The organism is Shewanella sp. GD03713, assembly GCF_029843705.1.
In the GTDB taxonomy this organism is placed as follows: domain Bacteria; phylum Pseudomonadota; class Gammaproteobacteria; order Enterobacterales; family Shewanellaceae; genus Shewanella.
Genome location: NZ_JAOCIW010000001.1, coordinates 1,937,150 through 1,954,653 on the forward strand (window position 1 = coordinate 1,937,150; position 17,504 = coordinate 1,954,653).

15 protein-coding genes and 1 pseudogene are annotated in these 17,504 nt (G+C 49.1%); 8 read left to right on the top strand and 8 right to left on the bottom strand.

The window, feature by feature from the left end; translation table 11 throughout:
- Nucleotides 1-77 precede the first annotated feature (77 nt).
- Nucleotides 78-788: a DnaA inactivator Hda gene (hda, locus tag N5E87_RS08690; protein ID WP_011622356.1), complete on the top strand. Its 711-nt coding sequence runs from the start codon at nt 78-80 to the stop codon at nt 786-788.
- A gap of 179 nt (nt 789-967) precedes the next feature.
- On the opposite strand, the gene N5E87_RS08695 is transcribed toward hda, so the two are convergent.
- From N5E87_RS08695 to N5E87_RS08710, 4 genes are all read right to left on the bottom strand, one after another.
- Nucleotides 968-2,914: a hypothetical protein gene (locus N5E87_RS08695; protein ID WP_176370364.1), complete on the bottom strand. Its 1,947-nt coding sequence runs from the start codon at nt 2,912-2,914 to the stop codon at nt 968-970.
- A 386-nt stretch (nt 2,915-3,300) separates the two neighbouring features.
- Nucleotides 3,301-3,681 carry a DUF2069 domain-containing protein gene (locus N5E87_RS08700; RefSeq protein WP_011716678.1) on the bottom strand — a complete coding sequence of 127 codons (381 nt, stop codon included), beginning with the start codon at nt 3,679-3,681 and terminating at the stop codon, nt 3,301-3,303.
- Between the two features lie 51 nt (nt 3,682-3,732).
- The gene (arsC, locus tag N5E87_RS08705) at nt 3,733-4,083 is read right to left on the bottom strand and encodes an arsenate reductase (glutaredoxin) (protein ID WP_047535240.1); all 351 of its coding nucleotides are present in this window, start codon (nt 4,081-4,083) and stop codon (nt 3,733-3,735) included.
- Nucleotides 4,084-4,205: 122 nt separating this feature from the next.
- Entirely contained in the window at nt 4,206-5,675 is a 1,470-nt protein-coding gene (locus N5E87_RS08710; protein WP_086904487.1) for a M48 family metalloprotease, read from the bottom strand.
- Nucleotides 5,676-5,787: 112 nt separating this feature from the next.
- Here N5E87_RS08710 and N5E87_RS08715 point away from each other — a divergent pair, with 112 nt between their 5' ends.
- Both N5E87_RS08715 and N5E87_RS08720 read left to right on the top strand, forming a co-directional pair.
- Nucleotides 5,788-6,021 carry a sulfurtransferase TusA family protein gene (locus tag N5E87_RS08715; protein ID WP_037419895.1) on the top strand — a complete coding sequence of 78 codons (234 nt, stop codon included), beginning with the start codon at nt 5,788-5,790 and terminating at the stop codon, nt 6,019-6,021.
- 203 nt (nt 6,022-6,224) lie between these two features.
- Complete coding sequence (locus tag N5E87_RS08720) at nt 6,225-7,325, top strand: AI-2E family transporter (RefSeq protein WP_011716682.1); 1,101 nt, start codon at nt 6,225-6,227, stop codon at nt 7,323-7,325.
- 111 nt (nt 7,326-7,436) lie between these two features.
- Here the strand turns inward: N5E87_RS08720 and N5E87_RS08725 are convergent, their stop codons facing one another.
- On the bottom strand, nt 7,437-8,354 hold the full coding sequence (locus tag N5E87_RS08725; protein ID WP_011716683.1) for a LysR family transcriptional regulator ArgP: 918 nt from the start codon (nt 8,352-8,354) through the stop codon (nt 7,437-7,439).
- Between the two features lie 112 nt (nt 8,355-8,466).
- Here N5E87_RS08725 and N5E87_RS08730 point away from each other — a divergent pair, with 112 nt between their 5' ends.
- Complete coding sequence (locus N5E87_RS08730; protein ID WP_011716684.1) at nt 8,467-9,081, top strand: LysE/ArgO family amino acid transporter; 615 nt, start codon at nt 8,467-8,469, stop codon at nt 9,079-9,081.
- A 180-nt stretch (nt 9,082-9,261) separates the two neighbouring features.
- On the opposite strand, the gene bcp is transcribed toward N5E87_RS08730, so the two are convergent.
- Entirely contained in the window at nt 9,262-9,729 is a 468-nt protein-coding gene (gene bcp / locus N5E87_RS08735; RefSeq protein WP_011716685.1) for a thioredoxin-dependent thiol peroxidase, read from the bottom strand.
- A gap of 3 nt (nt 9,730-9,732) precedes the next feature.
- Nucleotides 9,733-10,284, bottom strand: a complete 552-nt coding sequence (locus tag N5E87_RS08740) for an ACT domain-containing protein (protein WP_011716686.1) — start codon at nt 10,282-10,284, stop codon at nt 9,733-9,735.
- Between the two features lie 172 nt (nt 10,285-10,456).
- Here N5E87_RS08740 and dapA point away from each other — a divergent pair, with 172 nt between their 5' ends.
- The 4 genes from dapA (at nt 10,457) to N5E87_RS08760 (ending at nt 16,987) form a co-directional block, all read left to right on the top strand.
- Nucleotides 10,457-11,341, top strand: coding sequence for a 4-hydroxy-tetrahydrodipicolinate synthase (gene dapA / locus N5E87_RS08745; protein WP_011716687.1), 885 nt, complete (start codon nt 10,457-10,459; stop codon nt 11,339-11,341).
- Between the two features lie 3 nt (nt 11,342-11,344).
- Nucleotides 11,345-12,442 carry an outer membrane protein assembly factor BamC gene (bamC, locus tag N5E87_RS08750; RefSeq protein WP_220055255.1) on the top strand — a complete coding sequence of 366 codons (1,098 nt, stop codon included), beginning with the start codon at nt 11,345-11,347 and terminating at the stop codon, nt 12,440-12,442.
- A 370-nt stretch (nt 12,443-12,812) separates the two neighbouring features.
- Nucleotides 12,813-13,895 (top strand): efflux RND transporter periplasmic adaptor subunit, encoded by a 1,083-nt coding sequence (locus N5E87_RS08755; protein WP_086904492.1) that lies wholly within the window; start codon nt 12,813-12,815, stop codon nt 13,893-13,895.
- A complete protein-coding gene (locus N5E87_RS08760; protein WP_011716690.1) occupies nt 13,892-16,987 on the top strand; it encodes an efflux RND transporter permease subunit in 3,096 nt (1,031 codons plus the stop codon). The genes N5E87_RS08755 and N5E87_RS08760 overlap by 4 nt, the downstream gene beginning before the upstream one ends.
- A 68-nt stretch (nt 16,988-17,055) precedes the next feature.
- On the opposite strand, the pseudogene N5E87_RS08765 reads toward N5E87_RS08760, so the two are convergent.
- Nucleotides 17,056-17,307: pseudogene (locus N5E87_RS08765) on the bottom strand (GNAT family N-acetyltransferase); the annotation flags it as partial.
- Nucleotides 17,308-17,504 lie beyond the last annotated feature (197 nt).

Here is a 17,504-nt window from a genome sequence, read left to right on the forward strand (position 1 = left end):
CTTCCCTCGTTGTGACTGAGCATGCTCTGCTCAGTCATGTGGGGGAGTCGATAATTTATTGATATTGAGACGTACGAGTGCCATTAAACTCACCGCTACAATTGTCGTTACCGGTTTACTTACCGGATGATGAAACCTTTAACAGTTATTATCCGGCAGCGGGTAATGACGAACTTATCCAAAAGCTGCGCGCCAATGCAGAAGGCCAAGGTGAAGCCGCAATTTATGTGTGGGGACCGGTGAAATCGGGGCGGACTCACTTAATGCACGCCGCCTGTGCCCATGCCAATGAACTCGACCGCCGCAGTTTTTACCTTCCCCTTGGTATTCATGCTAGTATCTCGACAGCGCTGTTGGAGGGCTTGGAGCAGCTCGATTTGATCTGCATCGACGATGTGGATGACATTGCGGGTCACCCGATTTGGGAAGAGGCCATATTCGATTTGTACAATCGTGTCGCTGAGAACAAGCGTTGTGCGCTGGTGGTTAGCGGCCGCTCGGCGCCCGCGGATGCAGGCTTCTTGTTACCTGACTTAGTCTCTCGGATGCAGTGGGGACTCAATTATCAGCTGCAACCTATGGCCGATGATGAAAAGCTAGCGGCACTGCAGCGCCGCGCGGCAATGCGCGGATTACAGTTGCCAGAAGACGTTGGCCGTTTTTTGCTTAATCGTATGGCAAGGGATCTACGTACCTTATTTGATGTGTTAGATAAACTGGATAAGGCATCCCTCGTACATCAGCGCAAGCTCACGATTCCTTTTGCCAAAGAAATGCTGCATCTGTAATCGTTCTGACTGTTAATCTAAAGCCTGTGTTAATAAACATTCAATGTTAACAAAAAGCCCCTCGTATCACGACGGGCTTTTTTATCTCTATTGATCTCACATCTATCGTTAGCTTAGGTCTGCTAAGAGGCTCGAGCTTAGCGTATCTGCCGATTTAGCAATCCAAATCACTGTTCAAATCACTGTTGTGGATGGCGGTGACGATCGCCACTGAAGCGTAGCTCTGGCTCGGTAAGCGTTTCGCTACTTGCCGCAACTCCTTGTAGTCCTTTCACCGTGGTATTGGGCGAAATCCCCAAGGTTTGACGCCAGCTTTGGCCTTGCGTCATCGCTATTGGCTCGGGCAGGCTCGTGAGCAAGCCGATACCATCAAGCTCTGGTAGCATGCCATCGATCACTAAGGCTGCGCGGTTCGCTAGGCTATCGTCGCCAATTCGGCCCCTTTGTCCCCAGTCAACAATCACAGTATCTGCTGTGAGTACGGCGGGCAGGTTAGTGACGGCCACATCGCGCTGAATTTGATAGCGATAGCTCATCATGGCTTCTTCGAATAACATCGCCGCGTCTTCACGGGTACTGGAATAGTTGTAAAAGTCATTGGCGATATCACCGGAGAAAAACGTACTCACATCCGAAGGCTGATAGGCTTTTTGGGTTGCAGTGGCTTTGGCGCCTAAGAAGCTTACCGACGCAAGGCCTGTCATTTCGGTGCTGGTGAGGGGATAGTTGCGACTCACTTGATCAGAGATCAAACTCTTATTGGCATTTCTACGGCGATAGTCGTCCAACAATCTGGGGCCTGTGAGGGTGGCGTGTATGCTTCTTGGGAAGAAGTCATTGGCGTGGGCGAGCTCATGGTACAAGAGTGAGGCGAGATCAGGATTAATCTGGCTGAGCGTGCGCGTGGCGCGCGTAGTGATTGGGAATCCCTGTGAAGCATATTGGTTATTTTTAACGTAACGCCACGGCATGAGGAAATTGAGTTCACTGCCAAAGTCGCTGCGATAATCTGGCGCTTCGTTAATGGTGTCGCGCTGGGTTTGTGTCAGCCACAAATCATTCGGGTCGAGATAAATCGCTCCCGTGACCACCCAATAAAACGAAGGACGTACATCATAGCTTATCACCACGGCGGTGACCGATTGTAGCAGGCGGGCAAAATCGCTGTTTGGGTCCATTTGACGTAAAAATGCTTCGAAATTGTCTCCCATCCAATCGTGGGACACTAAAACGCGATCGAGAATCGTGTCGACATCGAGCGTATTTGATACTTGGCCGATTAGCGGCAATTGATTGATAGTACAAGCTTCTTTTAACTGATTTGAGTACACACAGCTCGTTAAGGCGCTAGCATAGGGAGAGGCGGGATGATAAGCGTGGGTGCGTGCCACAGGGGTATCGAAGTAGGTTGAGCTTATCGTGGGCGCCGCCGTGGTGAGCACATAGGCTTCATCTGTCACTGTATTACCGTTAATCGTGGCCGATGCCCTAAGGCGGGTTAAGGTATCTTGACTAACAGTGGCTGCAGTAAACAGGGGTCTAAAGGGATCGCTGATATCGAGACTGACACTGGGGCCCTCGGCGATACACCAATTGATGCTTGATGCACTAAGGCCGGCTTGTTGAGCGATGCGTAGGCTGACATCGTTACCCTCAACGGCTTGATGATCTTGACGAATGTTTAGCATAGCCCCCGCGCTGCTGTCGGCATTGATCGCTATTTCAGCCGTTTCATCGATATTGCTGCCGCTGATATGTAAGTTAAAACGATAGCTGCCTGCTGCGGGGATATCGAAGGCTAATACTGGGCTATTTTGACTCACGAGTTCAATGCTGGGGCCTTCTAACTGTTGCCAGCGGAAGGAGAGATCCTGTGAATCGCGACTCCCTAGACTGGCAATAATGGCACTGGATTGTCCCGCCACATATTGGGGTTCAGTTTTAAAGCGGATGGCGCCTGAGTCTGTGGTGATGAGCGGAGTCACTGTAGTGCATCGTGGCACGTTAGTGGTTGGTGGGGTGACAGTACCACCATCATTATTATCCCCACCACCGCCTCCACAGGCACTGAGAGCGACGGTCGCCGCGATAATACTCAATCGACGCATTGGAACCCATATTCCCATCATGACTCACTCCAATTAACGCTATGTTATTGTTTTTGTAGTATGACAGGCTTGATTGACTGTCATTCCTTGGCATATCAGCCGACTATAGCACGCTCTTTTGGTTACAAAAAGTGATGAAAGGTAGGTTAAATGTTGTCAATTTGCAGAGTTGGAGTCGTACCGAAAAGGGATTAATACAGCAGCATGTTTGGCTGTGAGTGAAGGTTATAAAGCGGGGTTAGAATTTATAGCGTCATGATGTTTTGAATCACGACTTCTCGAATCCAAGAGCGCGGAGCGGTATTAAAACCGAACCGCGCTTACTCATCGGAACTTGCTCATCGGCACTGGCTAATCGTGACTTGTTGTTCGCTGCCAGCGATGAGATTGATTGGATCTCACAATCAGTCTTGCTTGTCGGACTTTTTCTTAAGGCCCAAGCCTAGTTCACGTCCACGGATACGAGCATAAAACGGGAACGCGACTAACAACGCGCCAATCAGCAGGACTTCAATAATAGCAAAGGCCAATGCATCGGTTGTGACGTACAACAAGGTGAGGGCGTGCAGCATATATAAGCATAAAATAAAGCTGGCCCAAGCGTAGGTGTACGGGTTGCCCTTTAAAATGCCTCTTACAGGCAACAATAAAGGCACTAGCCAAAGCAGGCTGAATAATAAGGTGTATTCCCCATTGATGCCCTGACCAATAAACCAACCGCCCAGCAGGAGAACGAGGGCAAGGTAGCCTAAACGGCTCAGTGTCAGCAGAGTGCTTGAGGTCATGATTTTCCTAATCTAAACATCTTGGAACAGTGGTGAAATAGCCTGAACAACTTAGAGAATATTCAGTACATTTTCCGGTGGACGACCAACGGCTGCCTGTTGATTAGCCAGTACGATTGGGCGTTCAATCAATTTTGGCGTTTTGACCATGGCGTCGATAAGTTGTTCTTCGGTTAAAGCCGGATTGGCAAGACCTAGTGCTTGATACTCGTCTTCCTTAGTGCGCATTAACTCACGGGCGCTGAGTTTGAGCGTGGCTAAAATTCCACGAATATCAGCGGCGCTTGGAGGATTTTTAAGGTATTCCACTATTGTGATATCGCAGCCTTGTTGCTCGAGTAGGGCTAAGGTTTCGCGGCTCTTTGAACAACGTGGGTTATGGTAAATCGTTGCTTGGGTCATAGTTCTCATGCTCAATCGGCTAAAACAATGGCGCGGATGATAGCAGAAAAAACAGCGCCCCGTCAGGGTGTTCGGGGCGCGATTATCAGGGATTAGCAATAGATTAAATAACAGAGCCGATTTTACTTCAGAGCATCCATCTCTTTATCCGCTTGTTTAAATTGACGGATACGTGCTTCGATTCGCGCCAGTTGTAATGGATTACCTTCCGAGGCGCGATAGGCAAAGTTCAGTTGATCGATTGCGCCTTTATAATTCGCCCCCAGTGCCATTAACTCGGCATTGGAGAAATACTCCATCCCTTGGTTACCAAGTTTCTTGTAGGCAAGATTTAGCAACTGATAGGGCAGTTGATTCTGCTTATCGAGGAAAATCATATCTTCGAGCAGCGGAATCGCTTTGGCGGGATCACCAGCCTCGATATAGATATTGGCTAAGTTAGCGTTGATCACCTGCGAAGTGGGTTTCATCTTCCGCTGAGTTTCGAGTAACTTAGTTGCCTGGGCATAATCCTTACGTTCGTTAAGCAAATCCGTCTTAGTATCGAGATAAAACAAGTTGTTATCATCGATTTTTAATAGATCATCGACAATTTTTTCGGATTCATCAAACTTCTTCAATCTAAACAGTGCTAAGGCTTTGCCGTAGAGGGCCGCCTCTTTAAAGCTGTAGGTTTGCTTATTGAGCTGCTTTTCAAACATGCTCAATACCGCATCGTCGCTATAACTGGAAAAACGCACCTGAATACGGGCTTTAGCGAGCTGGAAGTTCAGATTATCCGGCACATAACGGTGGGGATATTGCTGGGCACGATCCCGCGCTTCGGAAATCCGTGATTCAGGTAAAGGGTGGGTTAACAGCATTTGCGGTGGCGTAGTCGTAAAACGGTAACGACTGGCGAGTTTGCCAAAGAAATCGGCGGAGGCATTAGGATCAAATCCCGCATCGACTAAAATTTGCATGCCGATACGATCGGCTTCTTTTTCATGCAGGCGGGTATAGTTGATTTTTGATTGTGTCGCCATGGCTTGGGTGGTTGCCAACGCGGCCATCCCTGCTTGAGGAACGGCGATCGTTAATAAAATGGCGCCGAGTAAGCCAGCTACGGTCGCTGGTCCGGTTTTTTGCTGCGCTTCGAGGGAGCGTGCTAAGTGACGCTGGGTCACGTGGGTGATTTCATGGCCTAATACTGAGGCCAGTTCACTTTCGTTATCAGCATTAAGAAATAGCCCTGTGTGCACCGCAACGTGGCCGCCAAAGAAGGCAAAGGCGTTGATTTCATCATTTTGCAGCAAGAAGAAATAAAAGGGCGTTTTGACTCCCGTGGCGTGGGCGACCAATTTGTTGCCCAGTTCAGTTAAATATTGGCTCAATACCGGATCGTTCAGCATGGGCGCCGATGAGCGAATAACGCGCATATAGGCATCGCCATAGACCATTTCTTTTTCTAGGCTGAAGGTATTGACGGCGGCGGTACCCAGATCGGGCAAGTCGTTGTTGGCAAAACTCTTTGCGGCTCCACCGAGTAACATTAATGAAAGCACACTCGCCGCAAGGGGTTTACATCGGGTCAAAAACGTCAAATTACGCAAGTGGATCCTTTATTTCTTTTAAGTGTCTCAACTAAGGCTTAGGTAGCCCTTAGCTTGTAGTTTGAATTGCAACTTAGGATAATAGCCCAAGTTCGTTCATAGCAAGTTAATTATGATTTTTATTGATTTAACATCATTGCGCTGCCCCGTTCCCTTGGTTAAGGTCAAACTTGCGTTGAAGTCTGTGTCTGCTGGTGACAGCTTACATATCCTACTCTCAGACCCAGGTTCCCGCCGAGATGTTCCCACTTTTTTAAAAAAACAGGGGCATCAGGTCGTGACGTTACACGATGATGCAAGCCAGTTAGGCCTATTAATTACAAAAGTTGATTTATCGCAGGGATAATCATACACAAAGCATGATTCAATGCCGCAGTCAAAATGGCGAGTTAGCTAGCTGCAACTTCGCCTTTGCGTGTCGGTCATAGGTAGCAGTTAACTGATTTTCAAGCATATACACAGTAAAACGGATGCGATAAGGTTAACCACCAAAGCATAAGCATCTTTCCTGCGTTTTCGGAAAGCCAATCACCTCATTGGAACGAATTCATGTTTAGTTTTTTCTCTCGTTGGTATCAAGAGCGCTTTAGCGATCCTCAGGCGGTGACGTTGCTCGCCATTCTCGTCGGCCTTGCCCTAGTGTTGTATTTTGCGGGTGGCTTATTAGCGCCGTTACTCGTGGCGTTAGTGCTGGCCTTTTTGCTCGAATGGCCCGTGGCGCAAATGCTGAAATTGGGGATTAATCGCACGACTGGCGCTTCTTTAGTACTCGTGCTGTTTTTAGGGATAGTGGTGCTGCTGACCTTTGGCCTTATCCCGAGCGTGTGGCGCCAAGGCGTGAGCTTGATGACAGATTTGCCGAGTATGATCGACAAGGGCTTACAAACCTTGCAGGGATTAGCGACCCAGTATCCGCAGTTTGTCAGCTCTGAGCAGCTCAATTTAATGGTCGCCGAGCTTAAAAAACTGCTCGATACCCAGCATCTGCTCGATATTGCCAAGCAGTTGATTGGTTATTCTGCCTCGTTATTGGTGCTGATGGTGTACGCCATTTTAGTGCCCTTATTAGTGTTTTTCTTTCTGAAGGATAAAGACCAGCTGATCAGTGGTAGCAAACGTTTTTTCCCTACTAATCGACAATTAGCCCGCAAGGTATGGTTTGAGATGCACCAGCAGATCTTCAACTATATCCGCGGCAAAGTGATTGAGATTGTGATTGTCGGGGTGGCGAGCTACATCTTCTTTGCCTTTATGGGGCTGAGATACTCGGCTTTACTCGGGGTATTGACTGGTTTGTCGGTGCTCATTCCCTATGTAGGCGCGACCTTAGTCACTTTACCTATCATGTTGGTGGCCTTCTTCCAGTGGGGCTTTAGCTCCGAGTTTGGCTATTTGATGTTAGGTTACGGCATTATTCAGGCGTTAGATGGTAACGTGCTGGTGCCTATTTTGTTTTCCGATGCGGTGGATTTACACCCAGTCATCATTATCGCCGCCGTGTTGGTGTTTGGTGGTTTATGGGGCGTTTGGGGCGTTTTCTTTGCTATTCCATTAGCCTCCTTGGTGAAAGCGGTGATCAACGCTTGGCCGAAAACCGAGATTGAACCCGTGGCGATAACGCAGGTGAAGGCGGATTCGGCAGAAGCCTAAGCCGCTGGCAGTAGGTAAAAACGAATAGAAAAAAACTGGGCCTGAGTGCTCAGTTTTTTGTCCGCTAACTATTTCTACTAACAATTGTTTTACTCACTCTTGATGTACCCATTATTGCTGTAATAGATGCTGCGCGGTGGCGGCGAGGGCGCGATACACCAAGGTCGTTTGCTTGGCCTTTATATTCCAATGCTGCCAATATAGGGGCACTCGAATGCGTTTTTCTGGGGTGAGCTCAATTAATATGCCTTTGTCTATCAGAGGTTTTGCCTGTAAGTGTCCCACTAAGCCATAACCCAGACTTAAGTTAATCGCCTCCAAAAAACTTTCCGATGAGGGAATGCTGTGTTGCCACCATTGGCCTGGCAACATTTGAAAATACTGGGCGAGATACTTTTCATGCATTTTATCTTTAGTTGAAAACACCACGGCCGGGGCTTTCGCTAGCTGCGCTTGGGTAATTTGAGCGCCGACATCATCGCTATTTTCTACCCATTCGAAATAACGCGCCGCAAATGCCGGGGTGGCGACGCACATATATTCCATGGTTCCTAAAAACTCGCTGCTACAACCGGCCATGGGGTTGGCTGTTGTGGTCACGCAACCGACGGCCTCACCGTTTTTCAGTAGGTGATGGGTGTAGGACTCATCATCGACAATCAATTCCAGCAGCCAAGCATGGCGGCTGAACATATCGGCCAAGGCGGGCAAAAACCATGTCGCTAAACTGTCGGCATTGACAGCAATTCGCACTGTCGTGGGATGGTTTGGGTCATCGGCATCTAACTCGGCTCTCAACTCGCTCTCGAGTAGTTGCACCTGTGAATAGTGGCGCAATAAACGTTTACCCGTAGGGGTAGCCACCACGGGCGTTGAGCGAATAAGTAAGGATTGGCCGACTCGTTCTTCTAACTGCCTAACGCGCTGTGACACCGCCGATTGGGTGATATGCAACACTTTGGCGGCGCGCTCGAAACCACCTTCGGAGACGACGACCGCAAGCGCTTTAAGATTGGCGTATTCCAACATCTTTGTCCTCCTTAAAATTATTAATTTTACTTATGATACATAAAAAACATTAGTTATATTAATTTTGTTGTTTTGTCTATGCTAGCGCCTTCTTCAGACATGAGAGGTAGTTATGCAAACGGCGTTTATACAAGGTATGGGCATTGGTGGTAGTTTGATTATTGCCGTAGGGGCGCAAAATGCCTTTGTGCTAAAGCAGGGGATTAAGCGAGCGTATCCTTTGCCGATTGCGCTGCTTTGTTCAATCATCGATGCCTTAATGATCACTGCGGGTGTGGCGGGGCTTGGGCACATTATCGAAGCCTTCCCGACCATCAAACATGTAGCCAGTTTTGGTGGCGCCGCTTTTTTGATTTGGTACGGAGCTAATGCACTTAAGGCCTCGTTTGTCGCTAAAGGGATGGAGATGGGCAATGCGCAAAATGCCGATACTTTGCGTAAGGCCATGCTGACCACGCTTGGGATCAGCCTGCTCAATCCACACCTTTATTTAGATACCGTCGTGCTGCTGGGGAGTATTAGTACTCAGTTCGAAGATGCCCATCGTCCTTGGTTTGGTGCGGGCGCGGTACTGGCTTCGTTTATTTGGTTCTTCAGCCTAAGTTTTGGTGCGCGTTTATTGGCGCCGATATTTAGTCGCCCAGCGGCGTGGCGATACTTAGACCGCTTTATTTGGTTGACCATGTGGAGCATTGCCGCGGCAGTTATTTGGCCTTATCTGGCCTAATCTTGGGCAACTAAGCAGCATCCGCTTGAATTTATTCCGCAAATTAGGTTGATTTTTAGACGCAAGCTGAAAATTTTTCATGAAAAAAGGCCCTGATAAAGGGCCTTTTTGCGTTCAACTGCTAATTTTTTGTACGCTGTTTTGAGGCGAGAGGCATTAATGCGGCACTAAAATGCGCAATTAACCGGCAATTTGCGCCAGCACGACTTGGTGATGATCGCTGGTTTTAAACTTATCGAACACGTGGGCAATGGTGCCGTCTGTATTGATGAGGAAGCTCAATCTATGGATACCGTCGTAGATTTTGCCCATAAACTTTTTCTCGCCCCAAACGCCAAAGGCATCGGCCACGCTATGGTCTTCATCGCTGAGCAGAGTAAAGTTAAGCGACTGTTTTTCTGCAAACTTAGCTAATTTAGCCACGGGATCTGGGCTAATGCCAAGCACGGTCACTTTGTGGCTGTCCAGTTCAGCTTTGCTGTCACGTAAACCACAGGCTTGCACTGTGCAGCCTGGGGTTGAAGCCTTAGGGTAAAAATAGACTAAAACCGGGCCGCGCGTTAAGCATTCTTGTAGAGAAACAGCATTACCCTGTTGATCTTGAAGGGTAAATAGCGGCGCTTTCGCGCCAGCGGTTAATGTGTTCATCAATTATCCTCTATCGCTTCTTGAGGTGGTGCCTTCCATGCGTCTAATGGTGCAATCCAGTGCCATTTCTTCAGAGAGTTGATAGATACTCTTTTCGAGCTTTTCTAGTTCAACTTTTTCAGGAATATTGATGGTCAACGAAATCGTCTGGGTTTGCTCACCGTTGTCGAGTTCTTCAGAGAAAGAGCGTACTGCGGCTAAGTCTAAGGAACGGTCGGCGAGGAACTGGGTGATAAGCTTCATGGTGCCGCGCTGATCCTTACCGGTAAAGCGCACTTCAAGGCGTGAAAGGTAGTTTTGCGGCGTATGTTTAGAGGTGCGCTTCATCACTGTCATCAGTTCTAATTCAACACTGAGACTCGGGAGCAGGCTTTCAATTTTCGTTATGGATGCCCACGAACCTGACAACATCATGATTAAGGTAAATTCGTTACCAAATAATGCCATACGGCTGTCGACGATATCGCAGTCACAGTCGCTGGCAAGCCGAGCTAGTTTACTTACGAGTCCAGGACGGTCTACGCCCATTGCGGTTACGACCAGGAAATTGGTCATGAATTGTCCTCACTTTTTCGATATCATAGAGCGAAAACTCGAGACTGAGTGCCGAGTTTTTGTGCGGGATGTAATGCTACCATAACTAATTCAATTTGAGAGCCCCGTTAGTGCTTGTCATTAATGGTTGGCATCAGTACCATAGCGAATCCTGAAATTTTGGGGAAGTCAGATGATAAACGGAAGCATCGTAGCCTTAATCACGCCAATGAACAGTGATGGCTCAGTAGATTTTGCAAGTCTTGAAAGGTTAGTCGAATTCCATATTGACCAAGGCACAGACGCCATCGTCGCCGTGGGCACTACCGGCGAGTCAGCGACTCTGCCAATGAATGAGCACGTTACTGTGGTCGCGCAAACGGTTAAGTTTGCCGCAGGCCGTATTCCTGTGATTGGTGGCAATGGCGCGAATGCGACATCTGAAGCTATCGAACTCACCAAGTCTTTATCTAAAGTAGGGGTTGCCGCCATGTTAGGCGTGACACCTTACTACAACAAGCCCACGCCAAAGGGCTTAGTCGCGCACTATAAAGCGGTCGCGGCGAGCACGGATATTCCGCAAATTCTCTATAACGTACCAGGACGCACCGCCGTCGACATGAAGCCCGAAACCGTGGCCGAATTGGTCGCTGTGAGCAATATTATTGGTGTTAAAGAAGCCACGGGTGATGTATCACGCGTACAGCGTTTACGTGAGCTTTGCGGTAATGACTTTATGTTGTACAGCGGCGATGACGCAACGGCGAGGGAGTTTTTACTCCTTGGCGGTAATGGCGTGATTTCGGTTGCTAACAACATAGTGCCAAAAGCATTTAAAGCCATGTGTGATGCAGCACTGGCGGGCAACGCCGAATTAGCGGCGAGCATCGATGAGCCGCTGCGTGGTCTGTATAGCACACTGTTCTGTGAAGCGAACCCAATTCCTGTGAAGTGGGCCGCCCACCGTATGGGACTGATTGAGTGTGGCCATATTCGTTTACCTTTGACTGAACTTTCTGAGCAATGTCATGGTCTGTTGTTAGATGCAATGACTCGCGCCCAGATAGAGGTTAAATAATTAATGTTAAAGAAAGTCACCCCACTGTTCCTAGTTGCTGCCGTTGCAGCTTGTAGCTCGCCATTAGAGCGTCGCCAAGCAAACGGCGGTGAAGACTATGTGCAGGCCGAGCAAGCGCCAATGCTGAAGATCCCCGAGGGATTAAAAGCACCGCCATACAATAAAGAATTTGAAGTGCCTAACTTAGGGCCAAAGGCGAATTCCGCGCTGGTTGGTAAAAACCTCGATATCCGTCCTCCACTGCAAGTATTGCCAATGGCAGAAGGTACGCACGTGGAAGAGGGCAGCGATAACATTAAGATCGTGGTTGAATCGATTGATAACAGCGTCGATCTTAAGCAAGAGATCTTCACTAACTTAGATGGTTTCTTTGCTAAGCAAGGCATTAGCATCCGCAACCGCGATTTCGATAAAGGTACTATCGAAACCGATTGGATTGAAAACACGGAAGTGTTGGAGTCTAGCCTCTGGGGTTCGGATAAAGAGTATCTGCTGCGTCAACGTTATCGCTTCGACGTCGAAACCCGTCCACACGGCCGTACCGCGAATATCGTTATTCACTTGGTTGAACACCAAGAGTTTTACGACGGTAAAGAGCAAGATGTCCTGTTAAGCAGCGAAGATAAACAGCGTTACACCATCGACATGCTAAACAGCTCTATCGCTTACATGAGTGTGAAGCGCGAGCAAGCGATTCAAGCGAACCGTCTGAAGCAGACCTTAGGGATCAATGTGGATTTAGTGACGCCTGAAGAAGGTGCCGCTTACTGGTCCGCGAAAGCGCCATACAAGCAAGTGTGGGAACGTCTGCGTATCGTGCTGCCAGAAATGGGCTTTGAAATTGCCGATATGGATAGCGCCAAGGGCTTGTACTTCATTAAGTTTACTGACAACTCTGGTTTCTGGAGTTCGTTGTGGAACGACAAGCAATTGGCCCTGAAGGAAGGCAGTTACCGCATACTGCTGGAAGACGGTGATAGCCCAGAGGAAACTAAAATCCTGCTGCGCGACGGTGAAGACCAACCACTGTCAAATGACGTCGTGACCAATGTGTACCAGTCATTGTCTAGCCTGATGAAAGAAGAGCGCAAACTGCGTTAATTCTATCTCAGTCAAAAAAGGGCGATTTATCGCCCTTTTTTGTGCCTGCCATTTGAGCACCGCTGTGCTCGCCCTGCGCGTTAACTATACAGAATGATGTTTCAGAATATTTCTGGCGTATATCAATATTTAAAGCATGGTTTTAGATAAACTGGTTTTAATTTTGATATTTGTTGAAGTAATTCGCTAAAAATGCCAATTATCCTACTGTATTCTTAATCCATCTTCCCCTTTCTGACTCGAATCGCCGTTTATTACATATTTTATGCAGTTGGCGTAATTTGTAAGAAAAAGTAAAACGTATTGATGCAATGATGCGAGTGGGTAAACTAGCCGTCACTAATGCGAGTCATCATCATTTGGAAGCCAGATGAAAAAAATCATAATTATCATCGCCATTTTGGCTGCGGGCTGGTTTGGATACCAAAGTATGCAACCCCAAGCACCTCAGCAAGCAAAAGTTAAGCTCACCCCTAATGTGGTCATCGCGATGGCCGCCATGGCCCCAGTGCGTGACGAAGTCGAAGCCATAGGCACCAACAAGGCCTTTGAGTCAGTCACTATCACGCCTAAGGTCACCGATGTAGTCACCTCACTCAAGTTTGATGATGGAGATATCGTCAAGAAGGGCGACTTATTGGTGCAGTTGCAAAATGCCGAGCAGATAGCCAAAGTGAAAGTGGCGCAGGTGAAGGTGAGCGACAACCAGCGCGAATTAGCGCGGATCAGCTCTTTGGTTACTAGCCGCACTGTGGCGGAGCTAGAGCGTGACCGCCTGCAAACCTTAATCGATACCACCCGCGCCGAGTTAGAGCAGGCACAATCATCCCTCAATGATCGCAGCATAGTGGCGCCTTTTAATGGCCGTTTGGGTCTGCGCCAAGTGAGTGTGGGTAGCCTAGTGACTCCGGGGACTGAGATCACCACACTCGATGATATTTCTAAGATTAAATTAGACTTTTCTGTGCCTGAGCGCTTTATTCAAGACCTGCAGCCCGGCAAGCAAGTTGAAACCAAAGCCGTGGCGTTCCCCGATGAAATCTTTAAAGGCAAAGTGATTTCTATCGATAGCCGTGTAAACCCAACCACTCGCGCTGTGATTGTACGCGCAGAAATCCCAAATCCTGATTTACGTTTACTGCCTGGCATGCTGATGAAGGTGAAACTCATCAAGCGCAGCCGTGAGGCCTTGATGTTGCCTGAGTCGGCGATTATCCCAATCCAAAAAGAGCACTTTGTTTACAGCGTCAATAAGGACAATGTGATTGAGCGTAAGCAAGTCACCATTGGTATTCGTACCCGTGGTTGGGTCGAAATCCTCGGTGGTTTAGAGATTGGTGAAAATGTGGTGATCCGCGGGCTACTCAAAGTGCACCCAGGCGATGTGGTCAAAACCGAATTGGCCGAGAAGTTTAGCTATCTTTCCGATGCTAATGCGGAGCCAAGTGTATGATCCTGACAGATCTTTCCGTTAAACGACCGGTATTTGCCTCGGTTATTAGCCTATTGCTGGTGGCCTTTGGTTTGGTGGCATTCGATAAGTTACCGCTGCGGGAATACCCTAACATCGACCCGCCGATTGTCTCGATTGAGACCAACTACCGCGGTGCCAGTGCCGCCGTGGTTGAGAGCCGTATTACCCAGCTGATTGAAGATAGGATCAGCGGCGTCGAAGGTATTCGCCATGTGAGTTCATCGAGCAGCGATGGTCGCTCGCAGGTGACCTTAGAGTTCGATATCAGCCGCAACATTGAAGATGCGGCCAACGATGTGCGCGACAGAATTTCGGGCCTGTTAGATAACTTACCCGAAGAAGCCGATCCCCCAGAGGTGCAAAAGGCCAACGGTGGCGATGAAGTGATTATGTGGCTCAACTTAGTGTCGGATCAAATGACCACATTAGAGCTGACCGATTACACCCGTCGCTATTTATCTGACCGTCTGTCCGTGGTGGACGGGGTGTCGATGATCCGTATCGGTGGTGGCAAAGTTTATGCCATGCGCGTGTGGCTCGATAGACAAGCATTAGCATCCAGAAGCCTTACTGTGGCCGATGTTGAAGCCGCGTTAAGAGCTGAAAACGTTGAGTTGCCCGCAGGTTCGCTCGAGTCCAAGGAGCGTCACTTTACCGTGCGTTTAGAGCGTAGTTATCGCACCGCCGAGGACTTTGCCAATTTGGTGATTTCCCAAGGCGAAGATGGCTATTTAGTCAAACTTGGCGATGTGGCTAAGGTGGAAATTGGCTCGGAAGAAGAGCGCATCATGTTCCGCGGCAACAAGGAGGCCATGATTGGTCTTGGGGTGTCGAAACAGTCGACCGCCAACACCTTAGAAGTGGCCCGCGCCGTTAACGCCTTAGTCGATAAAATCAATCCAACCTTACCCGCTGGCATGTCGATTAAACGCAGCTACGACAGCTCAGTGTTTATCGAAGCCTCGATTAAAGAGGTGTACCAAACCCTGTTCACCGCCATGGTGCTGGTGATTATCGTGATTTATCTGTTCCTTGGCAGCGTGCGCGCCATGTTAATCCCCGCGATTACCGTGCCCGTGTCTTTGCTCGGGACGTTTATCGTCCTCTATGCGCTAGGATACACAATCAACCTGTTGACGCTGCTGGCGATGATCCTCGCCATCGGTATGGTGGTAGACGATGCGATTGTGATGCTGGAAAACATTCACCGCCGTATCGAAGAAGGAGATTCACCCTTAAAGGCGGCATTCTTGGGCGCCCGTGAGGTGGCCTTTGCGGTTATCGCCACCACCTTAGTGCTAGTGGCGGTATTTATGCCGATCACTTTCCTCGAAGGGGACTTAGGTAAGCTCTTCAAAGAGTTTGCGGTAGCAATGAGCGCGGCGGTGATCTTCTCCAGTATCGTGGCCTTAACCTTAAGCCCGATGATGTGCTCAAAGCTGCTTAAACCCGCATCGCAGGATTCGTGGTTAGTGCGTAAGGTCGATAGCATTATGACGGGGATTTCCCGTGGCTATCAAAACTCGCTTGAGAAGGCGATGGCAAGACCTGTGCTGATGTCGATATTAGTCTTGATTGCGCTCGGGAGCAGTGTGCTGCTCGCCCAAAAAGTGCCGCAGGAATTTGCGCCCCAGGAGGACCGGGGTTCGTTATTTTTGATGGTGAACGGGCCGCAGGGCGCGAGTTATGAATATATCGAATCCTACATGAACGAAGTGGAAAACCGTTTAATGCCGTTGGTGGACTCGGGCGACATTAAACGCTTGCTGATCCGTGCGCCCCGTGGCTTTGGCCGCGCCGCCGACTTCTCTAATGGTATGGCGATTATCGTGCTCGAAGATTGGGGACAACGTCGCCCGATGAAAGAAGTGATAGGCGATATTAACAAGCGCCTCGCGGATTTAGCCGGTGTGCAAGCTTTCCCTGTGATGCGTCAAGCCTTTGGCCGTGGCGTGGGTAAACCTGTGCAGTTTGTGATTGGTGGGCCAAGCTATGAAGAGTTGGCCCGCTGGCGCGACATTATGATGGAAAAGGCGGCGGAAAATCCTAAACTGCTTGGCCTTGACCACGATTATAAAGAGACCAAACCGCAGCTTAGAGTCGTGATCGACAGGGACAGGGCGGCCAGTCTTGGGGTATCGATTTCCAATATCGGTCGCACCTTAGAATCGATGCTGGGTTCGCGTTTAGTCACCACCTTTATGCGTGATGGCGAAGAGTATGATGTGATTGTGGAAGGGGAGCGCAGTAACCAAAATACTGCGGCCGATCTGCAAAATATCTATGTTCGCTCCGAACGGACCAAGGAGCTGATCCCGCTATCAAACTTAGTCACGGTCGAAGAGTTTGCCGATGCCAGCTCCCTTAACCGTTATAACCGTATGCGGGCGATTACCATTGAGGCCAGCTTGGCGGATGGTTATAGCCTAGGTGAGGCGCTGGATTACCTCAATCAAGTGGCGCGTGCTTACCTGCCTGCGGAAGCGGTGATCAGCTACAAGGGACAATCTTTGGATTATCAAGAGTCTGGCAGCTCAATGTACTTTGTGTTCCTGCTGGCGCTGGGGATTGTATTCCTAGTATTAGCGGCGCAGTTCGAAAGCTATATTCACCCTATGGTGATCATGCTGACGGTACCGCTTGCCACAGTTGGCGCCTTGATTGGGCTGTGGTTTACGGGCCAGAGTCTCAATATCTACAGCCAGATTGGGATTATTATGCTGGTGGGCCTTGCGGCGAAAAACGGTATTCTTATCGTCGAATTTGCCAACCAGTTACGGGATAAGGGCGTCGATTTCGACCGCGCCATTATTCAAGCCTCTTGTCAGCGTTTGCGCCCCATCCTAATGACGGGGATTACCACTGCCGCAGGCGCCGTACCTCTGGTATTGGCCGCTGGTGCGGGGGCGGAAACCCGCTTCGTGATTGGTGTGGTGGTACTTTCGGGTATTATGCTGGCGACCTTGTTCACTATCTTTGTGATCCCAACCGCCTACGGTCTCTTTGCCCGTAACAGCGGCTCGCCAGAAGCGATTGCCCAACAATTAGATAAGGAGTTGGCGCAGGATTAATCCCACGCGAACGCTTAGCCAAAATAGGCGCTTAAGTTTACTTAAGCGCCTATTTTATTTGGGCTAAATCACTTTGTGCTAACGTCAACGGCTTGAATATAGCGAAAGGAGGTTTTCTCAAAGCCAATGGACTCATAGTAGGCTTGGGTCTGCTCGCGGCGTATAGAGGTGGTGACCTCAAGCTGGTGACAACCCCGCTTACTTGCTCTGTCTTTGGCAAAGTCAATCAGTTGCGTCCCCACACCTAAACCTCGACTCGCTTCAGCCACCACTAAGGCGGTAATGCGGCAGATTTGCTGCTGTGATGGAAAATAATCAAAAAGATTAGGGCGTGTTGACGTTTCGAGATTAAATTTTGTTGGTTCTGGCAAGCTCGTGCTCGCGAAACGAGGAATGATGTGTAGTTATCCTACTCAAATGACGAGCGGCTCTTATGACTGAAAGTAAGAGCAAGTGCTTGCCAGGCGAACCCTTCGGGCAGCATTTGGCTGGCGTTTCTGCCGCGTTATCGTCCGTT